At 69.2% G+C, this 23,019-nt stretch carries 18 protein-coding genes; 8 read left to right on the top strand and 10 right to left on the bottom strand.

All coding sequences use genetic code 11. The features are described from left to right. Positions 1 to 129 precede the first annotated feature (129 nt). Positions 130 to 3,351, top strand: a complete 3,222-nt coding sequence (locus tag ACFQRJ_RS13500) for a DEAD/DEAH box helicase (RefSeq protein ID WP_377019689.1) — start codon at positions 130 to 132, stop codon at positions 3,349 to 3,351. A gap of 11 nt (positions 3,352 to 3,362) precedes the next feature. Here the strand turns inward: ACFQRJ_RS13500 and ACFQRJ_RS13495 are convergent, their stop codons facing one another. Continuing rightward, complete coding sequence (locus tag ACFQRJ_RS13495; protein ID WP_377019688.1) at positions 3,363 to 3,692, bottom strand: hypothetical protein; 330 nt, start codon at positions 3,690 to 3,692, stop codon at positions 3,363 to 3,365. A gap of 253 nt (positions 3,693 to 3,945) precedes the next feature. Here ACFQRJ_RS13495 and ACFQRJ_RS13490 point away from each other — a divergent pair, with 253 nt between their 5' ends. From ACFQRJ_RS13490 to ACFQRJ_RS13480, 3 genes are all read left to right on the top strand, one after another. Continuing rightward, positions 3,946 to 5,193, top strand: coding sequence for an MFS transporter (locus tag ACFQRJ_RS13490; RefSeq protein WP_377019687.1), 1,248 nt, complete (start codon positions 3,946 to 3,948; stop codon positions 5,191 to 5,193). A 256-nt stretch (positions 5,194 to 5,449) separates the two neighbouring features. Continuing rightward, on the top strand, positions 5,450 to 5,989 hold the full coding sequence (locus ACFQRJ_RS13485) for a helix-turn-helix domain-containing protein (protein WP_377019686.1): 540 nt from the start codon (positions 5,450 to 5,452) through the stop codon (positions 5,987 to 5,989). Continuing rightward, positions 5,986 to 7,230 carry a HipA domain-containing protein gene (locus ACFQRJ_RS13480; RefSeq protein ID WP_377019685.1) on the top strand — a complete coding sequence of 415 codons (1,245 nt, stop codon included), beginning with the start codon at positions 5,986 to 5,988 and terminating at the stop codon, positions 7,228 to 7,230. Before ACFQRJ_RS13485 ends, ACFQRJ_RS13480 begins: the two co-directional genes overlap by 4 nt. Positions 7,231 to 7,265: 35 nt before the next feature. Here ACFQRJ_RS13480 and ACFQRJ_RS13475 read toward each other — a convergent pair whose 3' ends face one another. Then, positions 7,266 to 8,183: a hypothetical protein gene (locus ACFQRJ_RS13475; protein ID WP_377019684.1), complete on the bottom strand. Its 918-nt coding sequence runs from the start codon at positions 8,181 to 8,183 to the stop codon at positions 7,266 to 7,268. A gap of 486 nt (positions 8,184 to 8,669) precedes the next feature. On the opposite strand from ACFQRJ_RS13475, the gene ACFQRJ_RS13470 reads away from it, so the two are divergent. Genes ACFQRJ_RS13470 through ACFQRJ_RS13455 form a run of 4 tightly spaced genes read left to right on the top strand, consistent with a single transcriptional unit; the run spans position 8,670 to position 12,365 of the window. Beyond that, positions 8,670 to 9,308, top strand: coding sequence for an ABC transporter permease (locus ACFQRJ_RS13470; protein WP_377019700.1), 639 nt, complete (start codon positions 8,670 to 8,672; stop codon positions 9,306 to 9,308). Beyond that, positions 9,305 to 10,561 (top strand): ATP-binding cassette domain-containing protein, encoded by a 1,257-nt coding sequence (locus ACFQRJ_RS13465; protein ID WP_377019683.1) that lies wholly within the window; start codon positions 9,305 to 9,307, stop codon positions 10,559 to 10,561. Before ACFQRJ_RS13470 ends, ACFQRJ_RS13465 begins: the two co-directional genes overlap by 4 nt. Then, on the top strand, positions 10,554 to 11,327 hold the full coding sequence (locus ACFQRJ_RS13460) for an ABC transporter permease (RefSeq protein ID WP_377019682.1): 774 nt from the start codon (positions 10,554 to 10,556) through the stop codon (positions 11,325 to 11,327). The genes ACFQRJ_RS13465 and ACFQRJ_RS13460 overlap by 8 nt, the downstream gene beginning before the upstream one ends. Positions 11,328 to 11,333: 6 nt before the next feature. Further along, positions 11,334 to 12,365 carry a glycine betaine ABC transporter substrate-binding protein gene (locus ACFQRJ_RS13455; protein WP_377019681.1) on the top strand — a complete coding sequence of 344 codons (1,032 nt, stop codon included), beginning with the start codon at positions 11,334 to 11,336 and terminating at the stop codon, positions 12,363 to 12,365. Between the two features lie 83 nt (positions 12,366 to 12,448). On the opposite strand, the gene ACFQRJ_RS13450 is transcribed toward ACFQRJ_RS13455, so the two are convergent. From ACFQRJ_RS13450 to ACFQRJ_RS13415, 8 genes are all read right to left on the bottom strand, one after another. Further along, positions 12,449 to 13,951: a PucR family transcriptional regulator gene (locus ACFQRJ_RS13450; protein ID WP_377019680.1), complete on the bottom strand. Its 1,503-nt coding sequence runs from the start codon at positions 13,949 to 13,951 to the stop codon at positions 12,449 to 12,451. Next, positions 13,948 to 15,066 carry a DUF917 family protein gene (locus tag ACFQRJ_RS13445; protein ID WP_377019679.1) on the bottom strand — a complete coding sequence of 373 codons (1,119 nt, stop codon included), beginning with the start codon at positions 15,064 to 15,066 and terminating at the stop codon, positions 13,948 to 13,950. The genes ACFQRJ_RS13450 and ACFQRJ_RS13445 overlap by 4 nt, the downstream gene beginning before the upstream one ends. Before the next feature lie 41 nt (positions 15,067 to 15,107). Then, entirely contained in the window at positions 15,108 to 16,199 is a 1,092-nt protein-coding gene (locus ACFQRJ_RS13440) for a DUF917 domain-containing protein (protein ID WP_377019677.1), read from the bottom strand. Then, positions 16,196 to 17,284, bottom strand: a complete 1,089-nt coding sequence (locus ACFQRJ_RS13435; RefSeq protein WP_377019676.1) for a DUF917 domain-containing protein — start codon at positions 17,282 to 17,284, stop codon at positions 16,196 to 16,198. Before ACFQRJ_RS13435 ends, ACFQRJ_RS13440 begins: the two co-directional genes overlap by 4 nt. After that, the gene (locus ACFQRJ_RS13430) at positions 17,281 to 18,831 is read right to left on the bottom strand and encodes a hydantoinase/oxoprolinase N-terminal domain-containing protein (protein ID WP_377019674.1); all 1,551 of its coding nucleotides are present in this window, start codon (positions 18,829 to 18,831) and stop codon (positions 17,281 to 17,283) included. The genes ACFQRJ_RS13435 and ACFQRJ_RS13430 overlap by 4 nt, the downstream gene beginning before the upstream one ends. A gap of 37 nt (positions 18,832 to 18,868) precedes the next feature. Continuing rightward, positions 18,869 to 20,200, bottom strand: coding sequence for a purine-cytosine permease family protein (locus ACFQRJ_RS13425; protein ID WP_377019672.1), 1,332 nt, complete (start codon positions 20,198 to 20,200; stop codon positions 18,869 to 18,871). 283 nt (positions 20,201 to 20,483) lie between these two features. Further along, positions 20,484 to 21,353 (bottom strand): NAD(P)-dependent oxidoreductase, encoded by an 870-nt coding sequence (locus tag ACFQRJ_RS13420; RefSeq protein WP_377019671.1) that lies wholly within the window; start codon positions 21,351 to 21,353, stop codon positions 20,484 to 20,486. Between the two features lie 173 nt (positions 21,354 to 21,526). Further along, positions 21,527 to 22,885, bottom strand: coding sequence for an NAD(P)H-dependent oxidoreductase (locus tag ACFQRJ_RS13415; protein WP_377019670.1), 1,359 nt, complete (start codon positions 22,883 to 22,885; stop codon positions 21,527 to 21,529). Positions 22,886 to 23,019: the final 134 nt, after the last annotated feature.

Genomic DNA, 23,019 nt, shown 5'->3' with positions numbered 1-23,019 from the left:
TGGGGACACACTGGGCCACCTGGCTCGTCCCATCGCGGTCCACGCATGCGGCGGTGCCGGAGGATCACTGCACCCGACCAGTTTGTGACGCAGCCCGCAGACATCTGCGATCGGCGGCACAATCGACCTATGGGGATGGGGAACCAAACAGACGAACGTCAGCGAATCCTTCAGTACTGGTCGATGCTGGAGCTCTTCAGTCCGCAACCGGTGCCGAAGCTGACCAAGCGCTCGACACGCCCGAGCGACCGGCAAACCGTCGAATGGCGGTTCGGAGACCCGCTGCCGTGGCAGACGCTGGCCCCGCCCGCGCCATCGGGGAAGAAGCCGAATTCCTGGCGTCATACCGTCTACCTCGGCGTCTATCAGCTCGAGGACACATATCAGCATCTTCATCGGGCTTTCGGTGAGGACCGCGACGCGTACGACGAGCGCCGTGCCGGGCGCAGCGCATGCGCCGGCGTCGTGCTAGACCAGCACGGTGTGCTCGTGCCTGACTCCGCGGTTCTATCCTCCGCGCTGTGGGCCGTGGCCCGTCTCATCACAGGCTCCACGACGCGCAGCCCCCGGTGGACGGCGGAGTTCCCCCGCGCGGCCCGCGACTTCGTCGACAAAGTGGACGAGGTCGAAGGCGCGCGTCGTGATCTCTCCTCAGCGGACCGCCAGCTCCCGCAGGACCAGGAGTCGCTGCAGGCTCTGCTTCGGACGACGCACGCCGCCGCCGGGATCACGGGGATCGACGACCTCGCCACCTCGCGCATCGTCATCGACTCGGTGGTCCGCCAGGACCGGGACGGGGACGAGGCGTTCGACAGCGATTTCCTCAACAGCTTCTTCCTCGAGGATCTGGCGACGGTCCAGACGGCGACGCGGAGCGGGGGCTGCCCCCGTGCACTGGCCGAGTACCTCAGCCCCACCGCCGTCGAGGCTGATCGCAGGGTCGACGTCATGACCGCCCACACCACCGTCGATGACGGTGCCGGCGTCGACCGCCTGCCGAAGGGGCGCTGGCCGTCAGCACCCGAGCACACCCTCGCGCTCCGCCAGCAGTTCGCCGTCAACCGCGCGCTCCAAGACCTCGGGAAGGGAGCCGGCCTCATGGGCGTCAACGGTCCCCCGGGCACCGGGAAGACGACAATGCTGCGCGACGTCCTCGCCGGGAACGTGGTTGAACGTGCGCGACGATTGGCCGCACTCTCTCGCCCTGAGGCGGCATTCACGGCGACCACGCACACGTGGCGCTCCGGCGATTTCCCTCGAACGATCCGTCAGCTCCGTCCCGAGCTCACAGGTTTCGAGATGGTCGTCGCCTCGGCGAACAACGCGGCGGTCGAAAACGTGAGCACTGAGGTCCCCGCGCAGGACGCCATCGCGAAGCCCTGGCGAGGGAAGGCTGAGTATTTCGCCGACATCGCTTCGGCGACGCTGGGCTCCACCCGGCAGGGCGGGGAGGGAAGCGACGACATCCCCCGTGCCTGGGGTCTTGTGGCAGCTCGACTGGGGAACAAGAACAATCGCAGCGCATTCCGAAGCGAGTTCTGGTTCGACAAGACCACCTGGGACACCCGAGAACGCACCCAACGCACAGAGCCGCGCATGCAATCTCGGCTCAAGGACTGGAAGGACGGAAAGGCGCCGCACCGGACCTGGGCGGAAGCCCGGACCGCGTTCCACACCGCCGAGAAGCGGGTCGACGCGATCATGGGGCAGCGCCGCGCAGCGCAAGAGCGACGGAAGGGCTTGGGCTCGGCGCTCGCGCACGCGGAGGAGCTCGCCCGTCGCGCCGCGCAGCGCAGTGACGATCTTCGCCTCGCCCGCGACGCCGTTCGCGACCACGCGGGCGTCACTGAACAGGCCGAGGCCGACTTCGCGGAGGTATCGGCAGCATGGGACCGTCACCTGGCGACCAAGCCCGGCTGGCTCGAGACTCTCTTCTCACTCGGCGGGGCGGCCCGGACGTGGCGAGCGAAGCTCGAACCCCTCGAGGAACGACGAGACACTGCCGAGAACTCCCTCGGGCAGGCTCGCGCGCTCGCACAGCGTCTCGATCATCAGGCACGAACTCTCCAGACCGACGCAGCCGACGCGAGCATGAACCGGCGGCGCGCCGAGGCGAAGGTGAGCGAGCTGCGCCGGCAGATCGCTGCGGACAGCGATGCCGTCGGCCCCGGATACCCGGGGGAAGGGTGGACGGGCGAGCAGCGCGAGCTCCACGCCCCATGGCTCGACGCGGAGCTGGATTGGGCTCGCTCTGAACTGTTCCTCGCGGCGCTTCGACTGCACGAGGATTTTCTGGCCGATGCCGCCGACGACATGCTGAAAGGGCTCCGTGCAGCTATGGACGTCGTCGCGGGGAGCGCTCCCCGCGACCTCGAGCCGGAGAAGGTCCTCGCCGCTTGGCAGACGTTCTTCCTCGTAGTGCCCATGGTCTCGACGACCTTCGCGTCCTACGCGCGCATGTTCGCCGGTCTCGGCCGAGAGGCGCTGGGTTGGCTCTTCATCGACGAAGCAGGGCAAGCGAGCCCGCAATACGCCGCGGGGGCGATCTGGCGCACGCAACGGGTCGTCGCTGTGGGCGATCCCCTGCAGCTCCAACCTGTCGTGACCATGCCGCAGAAGGCGCAACGGGACATCGCTACAGCATTCGGCATCAGCTCCGAGTGGATTCCGCCGCAGGCATCGGTGCAGACTCTCGCCGACCGCGTCTCGCCCTACGGCACCACGCTGGGGCGGGGGGATCAGGCGGTGTGGGTGAGCGCGCCACTCACCGTCCACCGGCGCTGCGATGACCCGATGTTCCGCCTGTGCAACGAGATCGCCTACGACGGGATCATGGTCAGCGGCGTGCCTCGTACGCTCGATAGTCTCAAGCATTCAGACCTCTTCGACACTCCGGACGGGCCGCGGATCACGCCCAGCAGCTGGCTCGATGAGCCTGCACGCACCACTGGGACCCACCTGCAGGAGAACCAGATCAGCCGTCTCCTGCGCGAGCTCGAACAGCTCCGGGCCGAAGGCGTCGAAGCCTCGGAGGTCATCGCGATCTCCCCGTTCCGCACCATCGCGGACCGGCTTGCCGACCTCACGAGCCGACATCCGGATCTCACAGCCGGAACCATTCACACTGCCCAAGGCCGGGAAGCCGACGTAGTCTTCCTCGTGCTGGGCGGGGATCCTTCGGCCCCCGGCGCGAAGTCGTGGGCATCGGAGACCGTCAACCTCGTCAACGTCGCAGCGAGCCGCGCGAAGCGTAGGCTCTACGTGATCGGCGACAGGGCTGCGTGGTCGAAGTACAACTACTTCCAACAGCTCGCGGCGTGCTTGGGAGAGTCGGGTCCCGTTCAGGAGTAGGGAGCGGACCGTCAGCCCTCCACGGGCCCGCCCCGCTGGGCGAGCTTCTCCCGGATGCCCCGGACCGCACGCCCGAGGCCCGAGACGTTGTCCTCCTCCTCGGGCAGCTCGACGAAGTCGACGATCGAGCGCATGGTCGCCAGGTCGATGCTGGGCTTGCCCTCTGCGAGCTCCAGACCGATCCGCTCCCCCACCAGTTTCTCCAGTCTCTGGGCTGCCTCGGGGCCGCGCTTCTCGCGGGCGGTCTCGAGCCGGTCATGGAGCAGGGCGACGGCGACTTCGGAAGCCGGGAAGGGCTCGGAGTAACCGGCGATCGTGATGTGTTCCAAGGTGCGTCCCAACGAATCGAGGATCAGCGCGCGGCATCCTCGGGCGCGCGCTGCCGGGCGGCTGCGGCCGGCACGTCAGCACAGTACCGCCGTCCGCGCGCGGGGCACGCAACGGTCCGCACCTCGTCGTGCAGCGGGCCGCGGCCCGCCCTGTCGGCCGGCCGTCCTCCAGCCACCACCATCACCGCCCGCGCCGATAGACTCGATGGGTACTCACCGCTTCCAGCGTCGGCAGCGAATCCCCGCCGATCCGTGCTGGAGCACCGTGTCCTCGAACCCCTCGCACTCCCCCGCCCCGCTGCCCGCCGGTCGCCTGCGGCTGGTCATCCTGGCGCTGTCCCTGGGCGCCTTCGCGATCGGCACCACCGAGTTCGCCAGCATGGGGCTGCTGCCGCAGATCGCGGACTCGCTCGAGGTGAGCATCTCCCAGGCCGGCATGCCCATCAGCCTCTACGCCCTCGGGGTGGTCGTCGGCGCACCGCTGGTGACGATCGCCGCCGTGAGGACCCCGCGCGCCCGCCTGCTGGTGCTGCTGATCGGACTGATCGGCGCGGGCAACCTGCTCTCGGCCCTGGCGCCGGACTTCACGGTCCTCGCCGCGGCGCGCTTCCTCGCCGGGCTCCCCCACGGCGCCTACTTCGGCGTCGCCTCCCTGGTGGCCGCGCGACTCTCCCCCGTCGGCCGACGGGCCCGCTCCGTCTCGCTGGTGATGCTGGGCCTGACCATCGCCACGATGCTCGGCGTCCCGGCCTCCACGGCGCTCGGCCAGAGCATCGGCTGGCGCTCCGCCTACGTGATCGTGGTGGTGATCGCCGCGGCCAGCACGGTCGCCGTCTGGCGCCTGGTGCCGGAGCCCGAGGGCACCGGTGCGGCTGCGTCGATCCGCGGCGAGCTGCGGGCCCTGCGGCGCGCCCAGGTGTGGTTCGGGCTCGGCATCGGCTCCATCGGCTTCGGCGGCATGTTCGCCGTCTACAGCTACATCGGCGAGATCGTGCCGGGCGTGATGGGTCTCGGCGAGCGGGCGGTGCCCCTCGCGCTGTTCGTGTTCGGGATCGGCATGACGGCGGGGAATCTGCTCGCCGGTCGCCTCGCCGACCGCAGCATCTACGGCACCATCTTCCTGGGCCTGGCCGGGATGATGCTCAGCCTCGCGGTGTTCGCCCTCGTCGCCCACCAGGCGATCGCCGGCATGGTCCTGCTGCTCGCGATCGCCGTGACGTCCCAGCTGATGGGCCCCTCGCTGCAGCTGTTCCTGCTCGACGCCTCTCCCGACGCCCCCTCGCTCGCCGCCGCGCTGCACCACTCGGCGCTGAACATCGGCAACTCCCTCGGGGCCGCGCTCGGCGCCGCCGTGCTCGCCGCGGGCTGGGGCCTGGTCGCCCCGGCGTGGACGGGCGTCGTGCTCGCGGTCCTGGGGCTGGGGATCGCCGGTTGGTCGTATCTCGTGCACCGGCGGCAGGAGGCGCGGGATGAGCCTGTGACGGCCTCGGTCGAGGTGTCGGCGTCGAGTTGATTCGCACCACCTGAGGTTCCCAGCAGTACCGTCGTCGTCTGGCTGCTCATGAGCCGACCGAAGCGGGCGACATGGGTGCAGGTCGGGGCACGAAGTCTCCTATGTCGTCCTACGTCGACGTTTCGCCACGTCGCCGTACGTCGACACAGCGTGACAAGCAGGCACTCCTTCCAGACTGCGCAATGTCGACATTTGTCGACAACTGCGCTTGTCGTAGTACCTCGACATTAGCGGTCGGCGCGCCTACTATCGCTGTATGACCAGCCGTCGACTGCGCACGCCCCAGGACATCGGGGCCGCCATCCGAGACGCCCGCACTACTCAGAACCTCACCCAGGCCGACCTCGCCCGCGCAGCCGGGGTCTCTCGCGACTGGTTGATCGGCGTCGAACAAGGAACCCGGCCCCGCGCGGAACTCACCAAGATCCTCTCCGTCCTCGAGACTCTGGACGTCCAACTCACCAGCGACGACGGCCCCCACGAGACGACGACCCGGCAGATCACGGTGCCGATGCCACAGGTTCAGATGCCCGTAATCCCTCAGGTCTCCACGAACGCGATCACGCAAGCGGCTATCGACGCCATCCGACAGACGCGACCGGACGCGATCGCCAGGATCATGCAGAAGAACACTGCCCCCGCCCTCGCGGCAGCGATGAAGGCCGCCTCCCCCCGGTCCACGGAGTCTCTGCTCAGAGCCATCGAAGCCAGTCGAGCCTCCATGGCAGCCTCGTTAGCGCGCGGGCCCCGCAGCGAAGCGCAGCACGACGACCACGAGAACGAAGCTGACGCGTGATCAAACGTCTGCACATGGTCACCAACGGGAGAGTGATCGGGTATCTCGACGAGATCCGCGGAGGAGCGCTCGAACTCGTCACCCCGCCCCTGGAGGACACCGCGCGCGTCTCTCTGGCCTTCGCGCCGAGCACAAAGCCAGTCCAGCGGCGCAAGGCGCGCGCCTACATCGAGGGACTGCTGCCAGATTCAGAAGATGCACGCAGAGCCATCGCCACCCAGTTCCACGTCTCCGCCAACAACCCCTTCGCACTGCTGTCGGTCATCGGCCGGGACTGCCCCGGCGCGATCCAGTTCCTCTCGGACGAGGTGATGGCTGACCTGGGCGCCGGTGGCCTGGAGCCTGTGTCAGAACAAGACATCGGCCAACGCATCAGAGCCCTCAGAGAGAACTCTGACCAACCGTGGCTGGGAGGACATGAACACTGGTCCCTGGCCGGAGCACAGTCCAAGTTCACGCTTCGCCGGAAAGACGAGAGGTGGTTCGTGGCGCACGGCGCCGAGCCGACCACTCACATCGTCAAGCCAGGGGTTCGCGGACTCAACAAGCAGGCGCTGATCGAGCACGTCTCGCTGCGAACCTTCCAGATTCTGGGCATGCCCACCGCACCCTCGCAGTACATGCTCTTCGACGGCGAGCCTGCGATCGTCGTGGCGCGCTTCGACCGCGTCCCCACGCCGGACGGCCAGCTGCTGCGCGCCCATCAGGAAGATCTCTGCCAGGCGACATCCACCCTTCCCGGCGCCAAGTACAACGTGACCGCGAAAGATGTGGTGGAACTTCTGACCCTGCACGGCGCCTCGGGCATGGACATCATCACGTTCGTGCGGTCAGTGCTCGCGAACTGGTTAATCGGAGCTCCCGACGGGCACGCCAAGAACTACTCGGTGCTGCTGACGCCGGATGACGTGGCGCTCGCTCCCCTGTACGACGTCTCCACAGGTCTGGGATACGGCGCCGACTGGCCGAAGGTGGCGATGGGCATCGGCGGCGAGAAGGAATTTTCGCGGATACGTCGCCACCACGTGGAGAAGTTCGCCGCGGATCTGCTCGGCGAGGCTCTGGTTGATGACGTCCTTGAAATGGCGATACAAACGGCCCGAGCGATCCCGGATGCATTCCGGATCGCCTGCGATGAAGTCCCCGTCGACCCCGAGGGTGCGGCGCAGCTGGAACGGACCCGCAGAGACGTGGGCGCACATTGCTCACGCGCGTTGGCAGTCCTCACGGGCCCCGCCTAAGACTCACGCAGCAACGCCTGTCCTGATTGCCTACGTCACGAGCCGTCACCGAGATCCGTCGCGGCGCGCCGCTCGCGCATCCTGGCGACTGCTCCACGCACCTCGACAGGTGCACGATAGGTTCTCCCGAGATCTCGCTCTGCCTCATCGTCGCAACCCCCTCCGAGCACCAGCCCCCTGCTGACCAGATTGTCCATGCTCAGGGAGACGCGAACGAGCCGCCACAGCTCGGCGGCTACGACATGCCCGGTGCGACGGTCGATCGGCACGTCACGGATATGCGGATGGCGCAGAAGGCCGACCAGGAAGTGCACAGTCTCGGAGCAATGGATGAGCTCCGCGTCCCCGGGGTGGTCCGGGAGCACCAGCCCGTCCGGTCCGCTCGCCACCAGAAGGGCAACGAGACTGTCCTCGCTGAGAACTCCCCCCGTCCCGCCGAACCACAGGCCGGTGCCGACGTCGGCATGCTCGAGCCCGATCTCGATCATGGACTGTGCCTCATCGACGTCCAGACCGGGGACCGTGCCGGCCATCGAGGATGCTCGGTGCCCCTCGGAGACACGCACCGATCCGTCCGCGCGAAGAAGCACACCGTGCCGGATCAAGACGCTCCATACGAACTGCGTGAGTGAGTCGCCGCGGTGCCGCCACCACGTATCGATCGGGGCGTCGCCGAAGATAGACCTTTCGACCTGCCGGCGGTCCACCGCGAACAGGTCGCCCCGTTTGGTGAGCCGTCGGCCCTCCCCGATGAAGTCGACCAGATGTCGCATCGTCCGGAAGAACGGTAACTGGTCGAGCCCCACCGCCATAGCGGCCGGTCGGGCTGCGTCGGCCGGTTCTGTGGTCGACGTCGGAGCGTCCCCGAGGAACCATGGGACCTGCCGGACGCGCGGTTCGGGAATGTCACTGAGGTCGTCGGGACCGGTGCCGTGCGCATAGTCGATGGTCATTCCCCGAGCGTGGTGGCACCGCTGAGCGAGCGCCACGACATGGGCATCGCTGTGGATCGTGCATGTCTGGGGAGGAACGACGGGTTGGCCGCCATCGCGCTCACGTGCGGCCGACACGTACATGTGTCCGGGTCACTAGGTCCGCCCCGGCACAAGAGCGCGTGGGCCGACGAACACGAGCCGCCCACGGATCTGGCAAGGGTCGCCGGCGGCCGAGGCAGCGCACCCGTTACCCCTTCGTGATCTGCGTCGCTCCGTCGAGCCGGCATCCCCGCCGCGACCTCCCCTGATAACCCGCCGGCCACTCACTCGACCTGCCGCGCCAGACCCCTTCCGCATCCCGAATCGACGCCGCTCGCTTGCCCTCCCCCGCCCCGCCCTCTAGCGTCGACGACCAGCGGGGCGCCCCATGAACACCATCGGGGAGCTTCCGCATGCAAGATTCCGGCCTGCATCCGAGACGACATCTGAGGCGCTTCTGTGAACATCGGCGAATTCGTCCGCTCTCGCTCCGGTGAGATCATCTTCGCCTCGTTCCAGCATTTCAGCCTCGTCGTCCAATCGGTCGCCATCGCGACGCTGATCGCCGTGGCGATCGCCGCGCTGGTCCACCGCAGTCCCACCGGTCGCGGCGTCGCGAACGCGGTCAGCGCGATCGGGCTGACGATCCCCTCCTTCGCCCTCATCGGACTGATGGTCGCGCCGTTCGGGTTCGGCGTGGCCCCTGCCGTGATCGTCATCGTCTTCTTCGCGACCCTGCCGATCCTGCGCAACGCGATCGTCGGCCTCGCCGGCGTCGACCCCGCCGTCATCGAATCCGCCCGCGGCGTCGGCATGAGCCGCCTGGGCACGTTCTTCCGCGTCGAACTGCCGCTGGCCTGGCCCGTCATCCTCAGCGGGGTGCGGGTCTCGGCGCAGATGGTGATGGGCGTCGCCGCCATCGCCGCCTACGTGCTCGGACCGGGACTGGGTGGATTCATCTTCCAGGGGCTCTCGCGCCTGGGCGGTGCGGGAGCGATCGAATCCGTCATCACCGGCATCGTCGGCGTGGTGCTGCTGGCACTGATCCTCGACCTCATCCTGCTGGGCATCGGCAGGCTCACGACCTCGAAGGGCATCCGTTGACCGACACCGACCAGACCACCGCACCCGCGGACCACGAGATCAGCGGACGCTCGATCCGCCTCGAGGACGTCACCAAGCGCTACCCCGGGCAGGCGCGCCCCGCCGTGGACGGCGTGACCCTCGAGATCCCCGAGGGCCAGGTCGTCATGCTCGTGGGCCCCTCGGGCTGCGGCAAGACCACCACGCTGAAGATGATCAACCGCCTGATCGAGCCCAGCGAGGGCCGCATCATGCTGGGCGATGAGGACGTCACCTCGATCGACGGCGACCAGCTGCGCCGCCGCATCGGCTACGTCATCCAGGCCGGCGGGCTCTTCCCCCACATGAGCGTCTCCCAGAACATCGCGCTGGTGCCCAAGATGCTCGGCTGGGACAAGGCCCGCATCACCGCCCGTATCGACGAACTGCTCGAGCTGGTGGGCCTGGACCCCGACGTGTACCGCCACCGGTACCCCAAGGAGCTCTCCGGCGGCCAGCAGCAGCGCGTCGGCGTGGCCCGCGCCCTCGCCGCCGATCCCCCGGTGCTGCTGATGGACGAGCCCTTCGGGGCGGTCGACCCGATCACCCGCCAGCGCCTGCAGGACGAGCTGATCCGGATCCAGCAGGAGGTGCGCAAGACGATGGTCATCGTCACGCACGACTTCGACGAGGCCGTGAAGCTCGGCGACTGGATCGTCGTCTTCCGCGACAGCGCCCAGATCGTCCAGTACGACACCCCCGAGCGGATCCTCGCCGAGCCCGCCGACGAGTTCGTCGAGGACTTCATCGGCTCCGGCGCGGCGCTGAAGCAGCTCGCCCTGCGCCGCGTGCGCGAGGTCGAGACGATCGAAGCCGTCGTCGCCCCCGCCGGCGGAAACGCGGCCGAGGCCCTGGAGCGCGCGAAGCAGATCGGACACAACCACGTCGTGGTCACCGACAAGCGCGACCGGCCGATTGCCTGGCCCTCCCGTCGGGCCCTGTCCCGCATGCAGCAGCTGCCCACGGAGCTGGACCCGGCGCTGCCGGCCGTGGGCTCCGGCGCCACCCTCAACGATGCGCTGGACACCATGCTCGTCTCCAGCGCCGGCGCCTGCCTCGTCACCGGCCGCAACAGCGTCTTCGAGGGCGTCGTGGACGTCGAGACCGTGATGGACGCGATCACCGCAGCCCGCGAAGCCGCCGCCGAGCGCTCGACCGATGCGCCGGTGGGCACCAACACCGGCACGGTCGCGGCCGTTCCCGCCGAGGACGCGGAGGCTTCCGCCGATGACTGAGGTCGGGACCCCAGCAGAAACCTCCACGGCCACGGACGAGTCCATCCGGGGCTGGCGGGCGCTCGGCGTGCAGATCGCCGTGCTCCTGGCCATCCTCGTCGGTTTCGGGATCTGGCTCGCGTTCGCGCCGCTGTCGGAATCCGAGCGAACCACCCTGAACCCGTCCTCGCTGCTGGAGCTGACCGGGCAGCACCTCGCGCTCACGTTCGTGGCCACGGTGATCGTGCTGGTCATCGCCATCCCCCTGGGCATCCTGCTCACCCGAGGCCCGATGCGGGCCGTGGCCGAACCCGTGCTCGCGATCGCGAACGTCGGCCAGGCGGCCCCCGCCGTCGGCCTCATCGTGCTGCTGGCGGCGCTCATCCCCAACGGCTTCCGGGCCGCGGTGATCGCGCTGGTGCTCTACGCCGTCCTCCCGGTGCTGCGCAACACGATGATCGGCATCCAAGGCGTCGACCAGCGCCTGGTCGAGGCCGGCCGCGGCATGGGGATGACCTCCCTCGCGGTGCTGCTGCGCGTGGAGCTGCCGCTGGCCGTGCCCGTCATGCTCTCCGGCGTGCGCACCGCACTGGTGCTGCTGGTGGGCACCGCCTCGCTGGCCGCCTTCGTCAACGGCGGCGGCCTCGGCCTGCTGATCACCACCGGCGTGAACCTCTACCTCTTCGACGTCCTCAGCGCCGGCGCCCTGCTGGTCGCGCTGCTCGCCCTGTTCATCGACTGGCTCGGACGCGTCGTCGAGCACATCGCCCGACCGAAGGGACTGTGATCGAGCATGCTGCCCCGCACCACCTCCGCGCCCTCCAAGGCCACCTCCGCCGCCCGCTCCCGCCTGGGACGCCGCGAGTTCGGTGCCCTCGCCCTGCTCCCCCTGGCCGGCTGCGGCTTGCGCCCGGCCACCGCCTACACGCCCGAGGTCGCCCCCGGCTCGATCCAGCCCATCGACGGCCTGCCGGACGACGCCACCATCACCGTGACCGGGAAGAACTTCACCGAGCAGCTGATCCTCGGCAAGATCGGCGTGCTCGCCGCCCAGGCCGCCGGATTCACCGTCAACGACCTCACCAACGTGCCCGGCAGCGTCCCGGCGCGTGAGCTGATGACCTCCGGCAGCGCCGACATGACCTGGGAGTACACGGGCACGGCCTGGCTGACCTACCTCGGGGAGACCGAGGGCATCCCGGACAAGCAGGAGCAATGGGAGGCCGTGCGCGAGGCGGACGCCGAGAACGACCTGACCTGGCTCGAGCCCGCACCGCTGAACAACACCTACGCCTTCGCCGTGCGCACCGAGGCCATCGAGGAGCTCGGCGGAGTGCGCACGCTCAGCGACCTCGCGGAGCTTCCCGTCGAGGAACGCACCCTCTGCGTCGAGGCCGAGTTCAACTCCCGGGCCGACGGGCTGCTGCCGATGCTGGAGACCTACGGCATCCCCCGCGGCGACGCCGACGGGGTGCCTGCGGACAACATCAGCATCTACGACACCGGCGCCGTGTACACCGCGACCGACCGGGGCTCATGCAACTTCGGCGAGGTCTTCACGACCGACGGCCGCCTCGACAGCCTCGACCTCACCGTGCTCGAGGACGACCTCGGCTTCTTCCCCGCCTACAACGTCGCCCCGGTCCTGAACTCCACCACCCTGGAGACCTACCCACAGCTCGCCGACGTCTACGCCCAGGTCACGCCCTTCATCACCGACGAGGCGCTGCGCGAGCTGAACCTGCGGGTCGACGAGGGCGGCGAGCTCCCGGCCGACGTGGCCTTCGAGTACATGGTCGAGCAGGGGCTGGTCACGGAGCCCTGAGCGCGGGGTGCCCGTACGGCGCCTCCGCGCGGGGGGCCGGTGCGTCTCGTTCTAGCGTGCCGGGCCCGCACGAGAGTACGTCCTCACCGCGCCACCGCTCGGCATGCCAGGTGCAGCGCCAGCCGGCTCGAGGGGTCGTGGAGATCTGCCCCGATCAATGATTCGATGCGGCGCATCCGCGAGGTCACGGTATTGCGGTGCAGGCCAAGGGCCGCCGCGGTGGCGGCGATGTTTGATTCATGCTCGAGGTAGGCGTGCAGGGTATCGACAAGCTGATCATCACCCTCCCGCAGAGGGGCCAGGAGCGCCTCGGCCGCCGGCACGAAGGTGTCGCTCTCGGTGCGGGCCAGCAGCAACTGCTCGATGCCGAAGGCGTCGAAGCGCACGAACCACTCCGAGGCTTCGCGGTCCGCAGCCAGCAGCGCGGCCTCCGTCGCGTCCCGCAACGTCAGCTCCAGCCCTGGTTCCTCGGCCCGCAGCGAGCCCACGCCGGTGGCAACGTTGAACGTCGACCGCAGCTGGCCATGGACGGCGCGCAGCGCGCGCACCTGATGGTCCACCTCGGCCGGCGCGGGCCGGGTCGGGAAGCGCAGCCAGCCCGTGACCCCCTGGCCCATCGTGGTCACGTGGCTCTCGATCTCGAGCTCGCCCAGGGCCGCGATCGACCGACGCAGCAGGTCGCTGGTGATCACGCGTGATCGCCCCACGACTCGGAACCCCAAGTGGTACCCGCTGGTGCGCCAACCCCGTTCGGCCATGCGCCGCGCGACGTCCCCGGGATCACCCTCGGCACGGTCGAGGAAGTCCCGCAGCAGTTCGGCCGAGGCCGAGGCGTCGCTGACCGCGTCGATCTCGTCGATGAGGATCCGGGCGGCCACGGCGGGCATCGCCACCTGAGCGGCGACGGCCATCGCGCTGCGCTGGGCCTGGTTCACCCCGGGGGCGAAGAACGCCAACCGCAGCCCGGCGCGCGAGGCCCGGTCCACACGCACGCTGGCGACCGCCATCCCGTCGGTAACCTGCACATCTGTCCACGGCTTCCAGTCGATCGCCTCGCTCGCCCTGCCGAGGGTGCCGCCGGCTTCCTCCAGCACGCCGTCTGCATCCAGAAGGGCGATCCCGCACCCGGCGGAGGCGCTCAAGTGTGCCAGCAGATCACGCAGGTCGCGGGCCGGGTAGCGGAACGCAGTGGCCAACCGGCCGACGCGATCCAACGACAGAGCTCCGCGCGCCTCTGAGATCCGCCAGGTCGCCTCGGCCAGGACAAAGGGCTCCCGGGCCGCGAGCACCACCAGATCCAGCCGGTCCGCGAGCCGCCGCGAGCTCTCGTCGATCTCCTCGGCCCCCGGCAGTGCGAGGCCGGAGTACCCGCGGTCGCAGACGCGCCGCAGCAGCGCGTCCACGCGCCAGGATTCCCGCGGCAGAGGATGGGTGATGATCGCCAGACGGCCCCCACCGGGCCGTAGCTCGTCGGCCGCTTGCGCGATCTCTGCGCGCTGCCATTCTGCCACCGCAGGCCCGGCGACGTGGACCGCTCCCCCGTTATCGGGTTCGGCCAGAAGACCGGCGAGGTCGAGGGCATTCATGCGGCGTGGTCCGAGTCGTTCCGTCGGTCTGCACCGTGCGAGCACTCCGCACCGGAGGCACTGCCTGTGTCCTCGGCGCTGCCCGCCGTGTCGTAGCGATCCAGTCGGGGAACGCCGTACCGGGAGGGCAGGACGTGGGCCAGGCGAGCCGGGTCGTGACGCCACCAGGAGGCGATCGGCAGTTCGATCACCGCGACCTGCTGCAGCAGGCCCAGCTGGGGTACCTCCCGCACGGCACGGGTGCGGGCATCGATCACGGCCAGCACGTCCGGGGCTCCGGCGACCAGCTGCCCGTCCGTCGTCACCGCGAGCGTCTCGGTACGGGTGATCAGCCGGTGGACCTCGCCTGCGTCGCCCTCGATGGCGAAGCACTGCACCTGGGGGTCCTCGGTGGATTCGACCTGTCGGATGCGGCCGCTGGCCACCAGGCGCCCACCGAGCGCCCGCGCGTATTCGGTCAGTGGCTCCTCGGCCGCCTCCAGCGCCGCGCGGCCCAGATCGAGGGCTCCGCTGATCGCGCCCGGGACGGCGTGCTCGATCAGGTCACCGACGGTGAAGCCGCCGGCGAGAATGGGCCCGGTGCCGCCGGCCTCGGCCAGAGCGGAGCGCACGATCGCCTCGGCCTCGGCCGGCTCGCCGGTCTGTGTCACCACCACGCCGGAACGGGTCGCGGCGGCGAACACCAGCCCCGGCAGACGGTCCACGGCGAGGCTGAGCTGGTCGATCCCGGGCAGGGCGCGGCCCATGCAGTCGGCGTCGACCAGCGTGCGGCCATCAGCGGCGACCAGCGCAGTCAGTCCGTTCATGCCACCGATCTCCAGCGAGCAGATGGCGGTGGCCGGGCGCCCCGTCCACCGGTCGACGGCGTCCATCAGCGGTGCGAACGCGTGGTCGCCGGGCAGACGTTCGGCCAGGACCATCGTGGATCCGGCGAAGGCCGCGGCCACGCAGGGCGTCTCCGGATCGAGCTGGTCGGGGTCGTGGAGGTCGACGGGAAGGGGCAGACCCTGCACCAGCAGCTCAAGATAGGTGGTGGCGCCGCCCCCTGCCGAGCCGAGCAGCGCGCTCCCGTGGGCGAGCGCCTCGATATCCGCATGCGCGAGCTGCCTGACCATGACCGTCAGTCTATGAGCGCCGGGCGCCCGGGCTCGTGGCCTCAGAGCCGTTCGACCGGCGCGAAGTCCTCCTCGAGCCCGAATGCCGACGGGCCGAAGGCGGCCAGCGCCTCCGGGGTGCGCATCAGCTCGGGCGTGGAAATGCCCAGCACCCGCACCCGCCGGCCGTAGCGCAGCCCCTCGGTAGTGATCGGCTCGGCCGACTCGTGGTCGACCACGCAGATCAGATCCGGCACGATCGCCAGCAGTTCCGCGCCCCGATGGGCGGTGAGATTCTCGTTCTGGAAGGCGATCTCGAGCGGCTCACCGGCCCCATCGAGAGTCTCGATGTGGGCGCGACCACGGGCGAAGCCCTCCGTGGTACGACGCTCGACGTCGGTGACCTTGCCGACGAAGAGTTCACGCACGTGCGAATAGAGGGTGGACGCGAGGACGTCGGCGATCGCGTCGAACGGAGAGCGTTTCTGCTCCCGCGCCTGCCGGATCGCGCGCCCCAGGGCGAGAGCCATGGAGATCGTGCGGGGCACGGCGGTGCGGCGCACGTCAGCTCCGGACATGGCGTATTCGGCGATGTGTCCGACGCCGCCCAGGCGAATCGTGACGCCACGCGCCAGCCACTCCATCTGCCGGTCGTCTTCAGCCGTATCGATCACGACCGTCTCGCCGCGCTCCCCCGCGAGGGCCAGCGGCGAGCCGTGCACACCGTAGACCGCGAAGGTCTCCATCGACAGCTCGGGGAAGGCGCGCCCCATGCCGTCGGCGTCGACCACGGGCAGACTGGTCTCGGCGGCGACGACGAAGGGGATCATCGAGTTTATTCCGCCGCACTCGATCGGCATGGTCGCATCCGCTGTCCGGTCCAGATGCGATTCGAGGGTGCGCAGGGCCAGCGTGGGCTCGGTCCCGGCGGGGATCTTCTCGACCATCACGGTGGGCGCGCCCATCTGAGCGGTGGGGATGACGAAGGCGTCGTCGTCGAGGTCCTCGGGGTCCAGCACTGTGATCTCGCCGTGGCCGAGGACCCGCTCGACCAGCTTGGAGCCGATGTAGGGGTCGCCGCCGCCTCCGGTGCCCAGCAGTGTCGCGCCGCGGGCGAGGTCGGGCAGGTCCGCTGCGGTCAGGGTCCAGCTCATGCCACTGCCTCCGATCCTTCCGAGATGGTGCCGTCGAAGCGGTGGGCGGGTAGGTCGTAGCCGAAGTAGGCCGGGCCCACCATCCCCAGACCCTCCGCGGAGTGCCAGCGTTCGTCAGCCGGAGCGGCGATCACCCGTACCCGCTGGCCGTAGCGCAACGCCTCGGTGGTCACCGGTTCACCGGTGTCGTGCTCGAGCACGATCAGCAGATCCGGGGTGGTGGCCAGCGTGGTGCCGTCGAGCTCGGCGATGAGGTGCTCGTTCTGGAAGCGCAGAGTCAGGGTGCCCTCGCCCTCCAGACGAGCGGTGCCGCGGGCGAAGCCGGCGGTGGTGGCGCGCTCGACGTCGATGACCTTGCCGGCGAACAGCTCGCGGCCGCCGAGGACCCCCGCGGCACGGGCGACCGGGTCGGCCTTCTCGTCGCGAGCGATGCGGATGGCGGCGCCGACGGAGCGGCACTGAGACAGCGAGCCGGCCACCATGGCCTCACGGGCCGTGTGCCCAGGCATCGGGAACCCGGCGATCATGATGGAGCTGCCCATCTCCACAGCGGCTACGCGCGCCAGACGTTCGGTCCAGATGTTGTCGACCGTCTGCAGCACCCCCACGTTGCCCTTCTCGTCGGCGAAGGCCAGCGGGGAGGCGGCCACGCCATAGAGGGTCGGCAGCACCATCTGCAGTTCCGGGAAGGCACGGCCCATCCCGTCGGCGTCCAACAGCGGCAGGTCCAGCGCGGCCGCGGCGGCGATGGGGATCGTGGAGTTGACCCCGCCCACCTCGGCGCAGGCCACGTGCGTGACCGTCTTGCCGAGATAGTCGGACATAGCGCGCAGCGGACCCATGACTTCATCGAGACTGGGCAGCTTCTCGACCATCACGGTGGGGGCGCCCATCATGGCCACGGTCGCGACGACGGCATCGTCGGGCAGGTCCGTGGGCGCGATCATGGTGACCGGTCCGTTGCGTGTGATGGCCTGCTTGGCCAGTAGGGCGCCGATGTAGGGGTCACCCCCGCCGCCGGCGCCGAGGACCGCGGCGCCGCGCGCGAGGTCGTCGATGTCCGCGATTGCGATGCTGCCGGTCATCGAGCCCTCATCTCGAGGTCGCCGACGGCTTTGACGCGCAGCCGAGTGGCGTTGCCGGGCAGGTACGGGATCGGAACCTCGTCGAAGTCGACGATCGAGACGGTCTCGGGGCGGGCCCCGGCGGCGACCGCCTTCTCCGTGGCCTCCTGCTTCACCGCCGCTATGGTCTCCTCGCGGGTGCCCGCGGCGATGGAGGTGACCGAGTCGATCTCGCCGCCGACCTGTGCGATGGAGGCGCCGATCGCGTTGGCCACGGAGAAGTTCTCGGGCCGGTGGACGGCGCCGAAGATCGGCAGCTCATCCGGCAGCAGTACCGAGCCGCCTCCCACCACGACGACCGGGAGCGGTGCGGGCGAGGTGCGCATGCGGTCGATCGCCTCGGCGACGCGCTCGGCGATCCGTGCCAGGACGCGCTCGACCAGTGCCGGGTCGAGGTGCGCGACCAGGGCGGGGTCGCCGACCTCGGCGCGTCCTGCGGCCACGGCGATGTCCGTCGCGGTCAGGGTGGAGCCGCCGAACACCAGCGCTTCCGTGGTGAGGCGGTAGCCCACCGATTCGGGCCCCACCTCGGCGGTCTCGACGTCGACGATGCTGCCGCCGCCGATACCGATCGAGAGCACGTCGGGCATGCGGAAGTTGGTGCGGATGCCGGCGACCTTGACCTCGTTGGCGGTCTCGCGGGGGAAGCCGCCGATCAGCAGCCCGACGTCGGCCGTGGTGCCGCCGACGTCGATGACCGCGCACGTGGTCAGGCCGCTGGTAGCCGCGGCGCCGCGCATCGAGTTGGTGGGGCCGGAGGCGAACGTCGCCACCGGGTAGCGGCGTACGAAATCCTCGTCCATGAGCGTGCCGTCGTTCTGGCTGAGGTAGATCGGGGCTTGGATGCCGTTGGCCCGCACCGCTGCGGTGAGTCCGTCGACGATCTCGCCGGCGAGCTCCCGCAGGGCGGCGTTGATGATCGTGGCGTTCTCGCGCTCCAGCAGACCGATGCGGCCGATCTCGTGGCTGAGGGAGATGGCGACGTCCTCGCCGAGCTCCTGGCGGATGATCCCGGCGGCCCGCTCCTCGAGGTCGTGGTTGACGGGGCTGAACACGCTGGAGATCGCCACCGAGCGAATGCCGTGGGCGGCCATGTCGCGGGCGTGAGCGGCGAGCTCCTCCGGGTCCAGCGGGGAGATGGGGCGCCCGTCGAACTCGTAGCCGCCGTGAGCGAGATAGGGGCGGGCGTGAAGCGCGTCGGTCAACTCCTCGGGCCAGTCCACCAGCGGCGGCAGGGCGCGGGTGGCGGGCAGGCCCAGGCGCAGGACGGCCGTGGGCGCCAGGCGCTTGGCCTCGACCAGGGCGTTGATGAAGTGCGTAGTGCCGATCATGACCGCGTCGATGTCGGCGCCGTCGAAAGCGTGCTGCGCGCGGATCGCCTCGATGGCCTGGACGATGCCGGTGGTGACATCTGCCGTGGTCGAGTGCTTGACGCCCACCAGCGTGGTGGTGCCGTCCATGAGGACGGCGTCGGTGTTCGTACCGCCGACGTCGATTCCGATGTGCATAAGGATTCGTCCTTCGGGTAGTCCGGTGAGAGAGGCGTCAGGGCGCGACGGTCTGGGGCTGGGTGCCAGGGGTCTTGACGGTGCCGACCCCGCGTACCCAGCCGAACCTGCCCGCGATGCTGTACAGCACCATCGCCAGCAGCAGGCTGAGCACGGGTGGGATTCCCCAGGTGGCGACGTAGCCGATCACCGCCGAGACCGCCCAGATGACGAGCGTGGCGGGCACTATGCGAGGCGCGAACTCGGGCAGAAGGCCGCTGGAGCGGGATGCCTCCAGTTCCGGTCGCCACTTCTTCACGACGAAGTACTCGGCCACCATGATCCCGGCGATCGGCGGAAAGGCCACGCCCAGCAAGCTGAGGAACGACTCGAACTGACCGAGGATTCCGGCGGCACCGAGGATCGTGCCGACGACGCCGAGCACGATCGTCGTCCACATCCGATTCAACTTCACCCGGAACGTGGTCGATACGAAGTTCACCAAGCCCAGGGCGGAGGAGTAGAGATTCCAGTCATTGATCTTCAGCGTGCCGGTGATGACGATCAGCAGGCCCACGAAACCCACCGAGGTCGTGATTATCGCGACCACGTCGCCGGTGCGCGCGGCATGCGCCAGCAGCACGCCGGCCAGTCCGATACCGAACTCACCAGCGCTGGTGCCCACGACGGTCTGTTTGATGACGTCCGCGCCGGAGCGGTTGAAGCGGGTCATGTCGCCGGTGATGATGGCGCCGACCATGATGCCGCCAGCGACGAGGGCAGATCCGGAGACGACCGACATCGAAGGCCCGGCCGGAGCGCCGGTCACGAGCTCACCGAGATCGTGCTTCCACAGCTGGGAGGTCACGGACCAGCCCACCAGCAGCAGAAACAGCGGCACGGTGACATTGGCGATCCACTGCATACCCACGAAGCCGAATGCGCAGATGGCCGTGACGGCGAGACCCACGACCACGCTCCAGATCCACACGGGCAGCAGGTCGGGCATCAAGGTGTTCAGCGAATCCGCCGAGATCGCCGACTGGATGCCGAACCAGCCGATCAGGCTGATTCCCACCGCGAGGCCCACGAGGGAAGCACCGACCTCGCCGAAGCCCGTCCACCGTGCCAGCAGTGCCGTGTTCAGGCCCTCCTTCATGGCGACGATGCCCACCATCGCCATGATCACCTCGACGACGAGCGAGCCGAAGAGGATCGACCAGAAGGCGTCCATGAACGTCATCGAGTAGCCCAGCGTCGCGCCGAGCAGGAACTGCGAGAGGGCCGAGACCTGCCCGAAGCGCTGGACCGCGATACCGAACCAGTGCTTTCGCGCCGCAGTGGGGACGCGCGAGAGCGCGTAATCGTCGACGTGTTCCGATCGTGCCATCAGCTCTCCTCGAGTGGGGTTGCCGGACACGTTAGGAACTCTCGAGGAGCCGGGCGATGTGCAGGGTGCACACAGTGCGATGCGAGGTGTGCAGGTTCAACAGCGCTGAGCGGATCCTGCTCCCCGACCAGAGGCGAGGCGGACCTGGGTCCAGTCCTCCCGAACCCGAGCCTGAGTGCAGCACGCCGGATAGTCCGCCGCGGCGCCCGGCCCACCGCCCGTGCGCCGTCGCTCCCGCCGAGGTGCGCCTGGGCTCGGGGCGCCCCTGCATCGCGACACCCTGTCACTCGTCCGCGTTGAGGAACACCTCCTGGACCGCGGCATGGTCCGCTTCGCCGTGCCCCGCCTGCACGGCATCCTCGAACATCCCCATCAGCACCGGGATCAACCGCGCCCGCAGCTCCACGCTGCCCGCAGCCTCCGCGGCGTACAGCAGATCCTTGACCTGGTTCGCGGTCGATCCGCCCAAGGGATAGTCGCGGGCGATGAGGTTGTGCTTCTTCTGGGCGAGGACCTCACTCCGCGCCAGCCCGCCCTCGAGCAGGGGAAGCAGTGCTTCGACGTCCAGCCCGCTGCGCCGAGCCAACCCGAGTGCCTCGCCGAGTGAGGCAAGAGTGCCGGCGACCACCACCTGATTGCACAGCTTCGCCGTGGCCCCGCTGCCCAGTGGCCCGAGGTGCACGACTGTTTCCCCGATGCTCTCCAGTGCACCACGCACGGCGGTCACATCGTCCGCGGCGCCGCCGACCATGATCGACAGTCGACCCGCCTTGGCGCCAGCGACGCCGCCCGAGACAGGCGCGTCGACGACACGGATCCCGTCGACGTCGAGCTCCGCCGCCAGCGCCGTGAGCTGGTCCGGCCCAGTGGTCGAGAGCACGACCAGACGAGCCCCCGCTCGCGCCCACGCGGCTTTGACCGACGGCGTGAGCAGCCCACGCAGGTGATGGACATCCGGCAGGACCGACAGAATGACCGGAGCAGCGGCCTCCTCAAGGGTCTTGGCCCGCTGAGCGCCGGCCGCGACGAGGTCGTCCCCGCGACTCTGGGTGCGGTTCCACACCGCCACCGTTCTGTGTGCGGCCAAGAGATTGTGCGCGATCGGATGCCCCATCGGGCCGAGACCGACCACGGACACGTCCGGATGCTCCATGGTTCCTCCTTCGGAGACGTCGCCTGGCCGCTCATGCGCGGAGTTCGTGAGCCTCACAGAGCCTCCTGCCCACGGCTCGCAGTGATTGGTCGCGCCTCGCCCGGTCGGGGCGCAGCCGCCGAATCGGCCGCTGCGCCCCACCGGCGGGCTTCCCCGATACCAGCGGTCTCTGGTCAGACGAGCGCGGGGTCGCTCGCCTTCTTCAACAGGTCAACGGTTGCTTTCCGCATCTCGAGAATCGTCTCCATGCCGGCGGGCATCTCCACATCGTCCCAGGTGACGGTCTCGCCGGCCGCTACGTCTCGAGTCAGCGGGACATGGTGGGCGAGGGCGACGGGAAGCGCCCCTCGAGCGACCGAGGTCTCCGCGGAGATCAGCTTCCCGTACACGCAATATCCTCCCTCACCGTCCAGCACATCGCCGGCGGTGAGGTCCTTCTTGGCGGTCGCGACGACGTCGGCGCAGAATCCTGCTGGGCTGCCGGTAGCGACACCGCGGAGCACGGCGTTGGCGATCGAGATTCCGAGCTCCAGGCCCACGTAGTGGTACGGACGGTAGAGCGCCGCGTAGCGGCCGGAGGGGTCCGGATGCCACGGATACTCGGTGAAGCAGCTCGAGACGTAGTCGTTGGTCGCTTCGACCACTACGAAAACGCCCTCCTGCGTGTTGTGCTCGATCCATTCTCCGTCCCGGGTCACCGAGCTCATCACGTCCACGGAGCCATTGCGTCGGAGCACCCCGCCATCGGCCTCGGGGCGACAGATCGTGGCGATCTGCTCGACATCTCCGGGCGTGAAGGTCAAACCGTCGTCGGAGGGGAAGAGGGAGGCGGCGTTGGCGACGGCCGCCATCTCGATCGCGGCCTTGGTGCCGTCGCGGAAGGAGGTGTGCATATAGGGATTCAACTGGCCCGAGTCCGTGAGCTCCTTCGAGAACTCCCAGTTCTCCCAGACGTTGTCCGGATTCATCTGGTGGTAGTGCGGAAGGTACTTGGCGCCCTTGCCCGCGGCGGTCACGGTGAAGCCGGAGGTGCGTGCCCAGTCCACGAGTTCCCAGATCAACGCCGGCTGGTCGCCATAGGCGAGGGAATAGACGACACCGGCCTTCTTGGCCTCAGCGGCCAGCGCAGGGCCGCACAGAGCGTCAGCTTCGACCGTCACCATGATGATGTGCTTGCCGCCGCGGATCGCCCGCAACGCGTGGTCGGTGCCGACGATCGGGTTTCCGGTCGCTTCGACGATGACATCGAGATCGACATCGAGGAGTGCCCCCGCGTCGCCGACCACGGCGGTGCCGCCGCCGGACAGGGCCTCCTCGACGCTGCCTGCCACGGCATCGCTCGGCCAGTCCACCAGGTCCAGTGCCCCGTGGGCGCGCTCGGTGTTGATGTCGGCGATGCCGACCACGTGCATGCCCGGGGTGTTGCGTACCTGGGAGAGGAACATGGTGCCGAAGCGGCCTGCTCCGATGAGGCCGATCTTGATGGGATCGCCCGCATCCTGCCGTCCGCGCAGGAGTTCGTGCAGATTCATAGGTGTGCCTTTCAGATCGAGGCGTCCGCCCTTGCCAGGTGGAGCGCGCTCTGTATCAGTAGTGGATGTCGTTGTTCGGCGCCGCCCGAGAGGCCCCGTGAGATCAAGCGGGAGGACCGGGCTAAGGCGGTACG

It is taken from the genome of Brachybacterium sp. GCM10030252 (assembly GCF_042666535.1).
In the GTDB taxonomy this organism is placed as follows: Bacteria; Actinomycetota; Actinomycetes; order Actinomycetales; family Dermabacteraceae; genus Brachybacterium.
The sequence above is the reverse complement of the archived record's forward strand: the minus strand, read 5'-3'. Positions and strand labels throughout refer to the sequence as shown.

Coding starts and splice junctions, on each gene's coding strand:
- ACFQRJ_RS13500 (WP_377019689.1), top strand. CDS start 130: ATGGGGATGGGGAACCAAACAGACGAACGTCAGCGAATCCTTCAGTAC.
- ACFQRJ_RS13485 (WP_377019686.1), top strand. CDS start 5,450: ATGACCAGCCGTCGACTGCGCACGCCCCAGGACATCGGGGCCGCCATC.
- ACFQRJ_RS13475 (WP_377019684.1), bottom strand. CDS start 8,183: ATGACCATCGACTATGCGCACGGCACCGGTCCCGACGACCTCAGTGAC.
- ACFQRJ_RS13460 (WP_377019682.1), top strand. CDS start 10,554: ATGACTGAGGTCGGGACCCCAGCAGAAACCTCCACGGCCACGGACGAG.
- ACFQRJ_RS13455 (WP_377019681.1), top strand. CDS start 11,334: ATGCTGCCCCGCACCACCTCCGCGCCCTCCAAGGCCACCTCCGCCGCC.
- ACFQRJ_RS13450 (WP_377019680.1), bottom strand. CDS start 13,951: ATGAATGCCCTCGACCTCGCCGGTCTTCTGGCCGAACCCGATAACGGG.
- ACFQRJ_RS13445 (WP_377019679.1), bottom strand. CDS start 15,066: ATGGTCAGGCAGCTCGCGCATGCGGATATCGAGGCGCTCGCCCACGGG.
- ACFQRJ_RS13440 (WP_377019677.1), bottom strand. CDS start 16,199: ATGAGCTGGACCCTGACCGCAGCGGACCTGCCCGACCTCGCCCGCGGC.
- ACFQRJ_RS13435 (WP_377019676.1), bottom strand. CDS start 17,284: ATGACCGGCAGCATCGCAATCGCGGACATCGACGACCTCGCGCGCGGC.
- ACFQRJ_RS13430 (WP_377019674.1), bottom strand. CDS start 18,831: ATGCACATCGGAATCGACGTCGGCGGTACGAACACCGACGCCGTCCTC.
- ACFQRJ_RS13425 (WP_377019672.1), bottom strand. CDS start 20,200: ATGGCACGATCGGAACACGTCGACGATTACGCGCTCTCGCGCGTCCCC.
- ACFQRJ_RS13420 (WP_377019671.1), bottom strand. CDS start 21,353: ATGGAGCATCCGGACGTGTCCGTGGTCGGTCTCGGCCCGATGGGGCAT.
- ACFQRJ_RS13415 (WP_377019670.1), bottom strand. CDS start 22,885: ATGAATCTGCACGAACTCCTGCGCGGACGGCAGGATGCGGGCGATCCC.